Raw genomic sequence first — 5691 nt, forward strand, 5'->3', positions numbered from 1 at the left:
CTGTGGTGTAGCGCTGATTTTGCGCTACATGGATGGCTAACGGGTGCTTTTGTTGAATAAGGAACGCAAAACGATCACACTTTTTTATAAAAGAATCATTCAATTTAACACAAGAAGAGCATGTTTTGATTAATCTTTTTTTCAAAACACGATCTTTTTTTTCTTCATTTTTCAGGGTTAATGGGATTATTTCGATTAAACATTATTTCAAAGCGACAATTGGCTAAGGAATGGCACTAACCGTTGGTAGTACCTTTCTTTCTACTTCAACTTGAGATCGGATAAATTCTAAATGAAGAAGATCAGTAAGCTACTAATAAACTTATAGTATGAATGAAAGCAGAATAGTAAAGGAAAACTCAGGAGAATACTCTGCATCGTAGAGAATATATATAGAATAGGAATCTAAGTACGCACTTTCTAGTGAAGGGATAAATCTCATGAATAAATTAATAAATGACAATCTGTATGAAACGAGAAATAACCTAATAACGGAGATTACTTTATTAAGTGATGCTCAATTTAATAGTAAGCCTGATATGAATAAATGGAGTATAGCACAAGTTTGTCATCACTTAGTTTTAGTGGAAGAGGCATCTATAAAGGCTATTGCATGGGGATTAAAAGAGATTGATAATACTCAAAAAGAACGTAAAAAAATTCACCTTATATTATTGGATAGAACGAAAAAGATTAAAGCTCCAAAAATCGTTGAACCAGATGTAGAACCATTTGAAGTTCAGCAAATAATTGATTTGTTAAACGATTCGAGAAAAAATTTGATGACTTTTCTTAGTACTATAGAAGATAAATCCATATTGGCGGAAAAATCAGTGAAGCATCCTGCCTTTGGTGAATTACCTCTGGATCAATGGATTGAACAGATATATTTGCATGAACAGCGACACACAGAACAAATAAAAGAGATAAAATTACTTTTAGATGCGAGGCACTAAACATATGGTTATAAACGGATTCTTGTTTAAAGGTAATTAGCATATCAAAAAAGAAATTTTAACTTTGTGAAATATTATACTTAAATGTCCAGACTGCTTTTTAGTACAAAACATTTTTTAAAAAAGGCTCTGTTAAATTTCAATGTTGATTTTTTAAAAATACAGTTGAGTTAGTTATTTAAGAATGGAAGTAAGGATCGGTGGAATTCAATCTAATCGTAGTTCTTGTCATCATAATAGGTATTGTGACTATGGTAACTAGAAGTTTTAAATATGCAGGAATAATCCTGCTCGGTTGCAGTTATTTAACCCGTGGTTTATATGCTATGATTGAATGAAACAGGTATGAAAAGATACTAGGAGGACACTCACCATGTTAAAAAAACAAATGGAAATATACATATCAAAAGCTTTAAGTGAGAATAAGGTTGAATTGTTTAAAGAGGAAAAGGAATATGCAGAAAGGCATCACTTGACAAATGATTTTACTATAGTAGAAAAAGAAAATATTACCCGCTTTACTGATGCTTATATCGAGCGCAGTAATAAAGAAAACGAAGAGTTGATTTCGGAAGAATCAGCTGCATTTTTATCACAACCCCTTGAATACCTAAAAACCAATAAAAGCGAATTCCTTTACTTCGAATCTTCATGGTTTGAATTAATCGGAGTTGAGACACTTTCATTGGAAGTCGATGATGTGTTCGGAACATACAATGCCTTGTTCGGCTTGAAATTCCAGAAGAAAATGGGGAATGCATTAAAGGCTTACTTAAATAAGGAACTCCAAGGAGAGATTGGAACATACAGTTTAATGTTCAACCAAGGTGATGGACTATGGGATGTCAATTTTTCCTTGAATAGTGTAGAAGGATTTAAGGAAGAGATGTCTTTAGGCGATGCTTTAAGCCTCATCTATCATTTTCTGTTTATTCTTGTTGAAACTATCGAAGAAGATAAATAAGTAATTATAAACAGCCCCCACCAACTAAAGATGGGGGCTGTTTTGCATTCATATGACTTTATTGTCGCTTTTAAATAAAGTCACGGTGTTTATAAAAAAGTTGCGATGTTTGCCCCTTTGGATCTGTTTATCTAAAGGGGTGTTTTTATAGTGAAAAGAAGATCTGAACTGAAAGGTGGATTAAGGGACTGCTGGGTGGTAATAAAGTTACTCCACTAAAGGGCCATTTAATTGAGTAAGGTTTATTGAATTAACGGGGCAGGTTGAATAATCAGTTTTCTGATATACTACTTTAAATAATTCATTTATAATAACAATACTTAATCTGTGATAGAGGTGAATAAACATGCTTTGGACTCCATTATTTGAAAATGATGTACCTGTAGCACTTCTCCGCCCTTAGTGGAGTAAAGGTGACTACTTCTCTCCGTAAGGGCATTTATTGACCTAAACTTAAATACGGAGGGTACAAAAATGAAAAACACTTGGTTAGGTTCTATATATTTGGCTTTAGCTGCCAGTATTTGGGGTGGTATGTACGTTGTTGTAAAGGTTGTAGTATCGGTTATACCGCCATTAGAACTGGTATGGATGCGATATTTAGTAGCTATTATTGCACTGCTCATTATTGGCTTGGCAAAAAGACTATCATGGCGAATTCATAGACGTGACATCCTATTAATCATAACCATTGGGATAATTGGTAATACTATTTCGATTGTTACGCAAGAAATTGGTACTAACCTATCTTCGGCACAAATGGGAGCAATTATTACTTCTTCAACACCCGCATTTATGGTTATTTTTGCTCGGCTATTGCTTAAAGAATGGTTAAACTTAAAAAAGGGAATATCTGTTGGTTTAGCGACAATAGGAGTATTTCTTATTGTAGGAAACGGTCAAATTGACATGTCCAATCAACTTGGTGGAATTTCACTACTTGTTGCTGCTTTAACATGGGCTCTGATGTCTGTTCTTTTAAAACGTGTTCCAAGTAATTATTCTCCAATTGTAGTGACAACCTACTCAATCTTAGTTGCCGTCATTCTACTGACACCTTTTGTGTTGGGACGTTTAGATGAAATTAATTTCTCTCAACTGACTCATCCGACTATTTGGGGTGGACTTTTATATTTGGGAATTGTTTCAACAGCCTGTGCATTTATACTTTGGAATCGTGGATTACAATTGCTGAATGCTTCAAGTGGAGGTTTATTTTTCTTTTTACAACCTTTAGTTGGAACATTACTTGGGTGGCTTTTGTTGGGAGAAAGTATAGGTGGAACGTTTTGGGTAGGCTCAATTTTAATTCTTAGTGGTGTTTTGTTAGTTATCCGAGAAAAAAAGTAGAATAACAAAGAAATAAAGCCTTTGGAATCGCTAAGTCCAAAGGTTTCTTTTTTAAATATAGTATTTAATGACTTTATCGTAGACTACATAAGGACTGACGCTTTTTCAATTAACGGGCGCGATTTTGGAAGATTAAAGGTAGAAAATGATCAAACTTTTTTATAAAACCGAAACTTAAATCTGCTAGATAAGAATCCATTTTGATCAATGATAAACTAAAATGTATAACTATGGAATTTATTTCGGGAGGACAATTCATTGCAACAGAGACTTGTTTATTTTCTTATCAGCCTTACTGCACTATTTTTAATCGGATGCTCAGATGAAGCACCAAAGGAATTTAATTTAGACCAGCTGACCAGAGTGGTCGTACAGGAAATAAATAAAGGTACACAGAATGAAATCATAATTATGGAGGAAAAAGATTTAGAATCCATAAGGGAAGTGTTTAAGGAAATTAAGTGGGAACCAGGTTCGATGGTGGATATCGAAGGCGAAAGAAGTGCTGAAGCTACACTTTGTTATACATATGATAAAAATATGCCTGAACGGTTATTTGTTTATGAAGTTTATCTTATGAAAGAGGGCACTATCTCCCTGCAGAGCGAGAATGAAGAAGAAGGCTACGGAGAGTTAAGTAAAGAACATGCTGAAAGCTTAAAAACACTGTTTTTCAGAAATAAATAACATATTTAACAGCATGTAAGACGTTATTGCGCGTACATAAGCGGCTTATGGTTATCTCGTTGATAATCATAAGCCTCTTTCTTATTTATTTAATTGTTGGTCAATAGTAGACCGATACTGTTGAGTAAAAGATAAAAGACGCTGACTTAAAAGAAAGGCTTATCAAAGGATATTTTGTGTAGAGATAATAAAGTTGTTTAATTTCGGAAAACGAATAATTAAACGTCGTCCCCAACATCAATCAAAAATTCCCCAAACTTTCAAAATTTATTTTTTTCTAATTTTTCTTTTATTACCATCATCGAAGTGCGAATTTCATTAATCTCACTACTGGTTAGTCCAGTAAACAATTGAATTATTTGTTCATCTGACTGAATATTAATTTTATCCAGCAGTTCCTCTCCTTTTTTTGTCAAAAAGAGAAAGTTTTTTCTACTGTCTATTATTGAGCTCTTTTTCTCTATTAATTCTTCACTCTCTAACTTACGTAAAATTCTGCTCATATAGCTTCTATCAATATTAAGTTCTTGAACGAGATTATTCGCAAAACACTCGGTTCTCTCGCTAATTTCAAATAGTACTCGTGCTTCGGTTAATGAATAATTTGTATCTAGAATTTGGTTATTAAATAAACCAAGTACTTTTGTGTAAAATCGATTGAATTGTCTGATATCATAAATAGTTTCTTTATCCATACATTCTCCTTTAGTTGACTTTGTCCACATTTGATATTAATATAACTATATCCCTAAAATGTTGACTTAGTCAACATTTTCAAAAATCTTTCGCAATCTTTATTAAGACCTAATTGAAGGAGATAATATATGATTATTCGAGAAATTAAAAAAGAAGACAATACAAAAGTAAAAGAAATAATACAAGATTCACTACAATCACTTGGCTTAGCGATTCCTGGAACAGCTTATTTTGACCCTCAACTTAACGACCTTCACCAATATTATACTAATTTAAAATATGCGAACTATTGGGTAGTAGAGATGGAAGGAGAAGTTGTTGGGGGAATTGGTATAGCGCCGTTTACCGAACATGACAAAGTTTGTGAATTGCAAAAGCTATACTTAAGTCCAAAAACACAAGGTTTAGGATTTGGAAAGAAGCTAATCGAAATAGCTTTGTCATTTGCCTCTAAACATTATGCAAAGTGCTACTTAGAAACACAGCATGAATTAAAAACTGCCTGTATATTATATGAAAAGTTTGGATTCACACTTTTACATGAACCACTATTAGGCTCTGACCATTCTGCTATGGATGCGTGGTATATAAAAGATTTGAATTAACCATAAGAAAAACTTCTTTCTTATAGATAACAACTTCCATTGAATCAAGATGTACATCCGTAAACTCTCTCCATAACCAAGGAAGTTTAAAATCAATCAACAAAAGATGGTATGAAAATCCTGTTTCCACACTATCTTTTTAAACAATCTTATTATCACTCTACATTGGGAGAAAAAGTATTAAGTAAGACTAGTAAGGCTGGGAGTATTCTTAGCTAATGTAAAAAAACAGAGGACCATTTTCGATCCTCTGTTTTTTTGGTGGAATATAAAACTAGCGCTCAGTATTAAAAGCATAGCAACTCGATTTGTTACTCAACAGTTCGCCCCAAAAGTTAAACAACTTTATTAGTTTTTAAACCCTTGAAACTACACTTTTAATTTGTACATGGAGTTAGTATAGTTTCATGGACACAGTTTAATTAAGTCCTTA

General features: G+C 33.1%; 6 protein-coding genes. 5 read left to right on the forward strand and 1 reads right to left on the reverse strand.

Features of this window, described 5'->3' with window-relative positions; all coding sequences use genetic code 11:
- Nucleotides 1-440 precede the first annotated feature (440 nt).
- The 4 genes from AWH49_RS15380 to AWH49_RS15395 all read left to right on the forward strand — a co-directional run bounded on the left by AWH49_RS15380 (nt 441) and on the right by AWH49_RS15395 (nt 3957).
- Complete coding sequence (locus AWH49_RS15380) at nt 441-956, forward strand: DinB family protein (protein ID WP_063966455.1); 516 nt, start codon at nt 441-443, stop codon at nt 954-956.
- Between the two features lie 373 nt (nt 957-1329).
- Nucleotides 1330-1920, forward strand: a complete 591-nt coding sequence (locus AWH49_RS15385; protein ID WP_063966456.1) for a hypothetical protein — start codon at nt 1330-1332, stop codon at nt 1918-1920.
- 474 nt (nt 1921-2394) lie between these two features.
- On the forward strand, nt 2395-3270 hold the full coding sequence (locus tag AWH49_RS15390; protein ID WP_063966457.1) for a DMT family transporter: 876 nt from the start codon (nt 2395-2397) through the stop codon (nt 3268-3270).
- Between the two features lie 258 nt (nt 3271-3528).
- Nucleotides 3529-3957 (forward strand): hypothetical protein, encoded by a 429-nt coding sequence (locus AWH49_RS15395; RefSeq protein ID WP_063966458.1) that lies wholly within the window; start codon nt 3529-3531, stop codon nt 3955-3957.
- Between the two features lie 260 nt (nt 3958-4217).
- Here the strand turns inward: AWH49_RS15395 and AWH49_RS15400 are convergent, their stop codons facing one another.
- Nucleotides 4218-4652 carry a MarR family winged helix-turn-helix transcriptional regulator gene (locus AWH49_RS15400; RefSeq protein ID WP_063966459.1) on the reverse strand — a complete coding sequence of 145 codons (435 nt, stop codon included), beginning with the start codon at nt 4650-4652 and terminating at the stop codon, nt 4218-4220.
- 129 nt (nt 4653-4781) lie between these two features.
- Between AWH49_RS15400 and AWH49_RS15405 the strand changes: the two genes are divergently transcribed.
- On the forward strand, nt 4782-5258 hold the full coding sequence (locus AWH49_RS15405; protein ID WP_063966460.1) for a GNAT family N-acetyltransferase: 477 nt from the start codon (nt 4782-4784) through the stop codon (nt 5256-5258).
- Nucleotides 5259-5691: the final 433 nt, after the last annotated feature.

It is taken from the genome of Domibacillus aminovorans, from assembly GCF_001643235.1.
Taxonomy (GTDB): domain Bacteria; phylum Bacillota; class Bacilli; order Bacillales; family Domibacillaceae; genus Domibacillus; species Domibacillus aminovorans.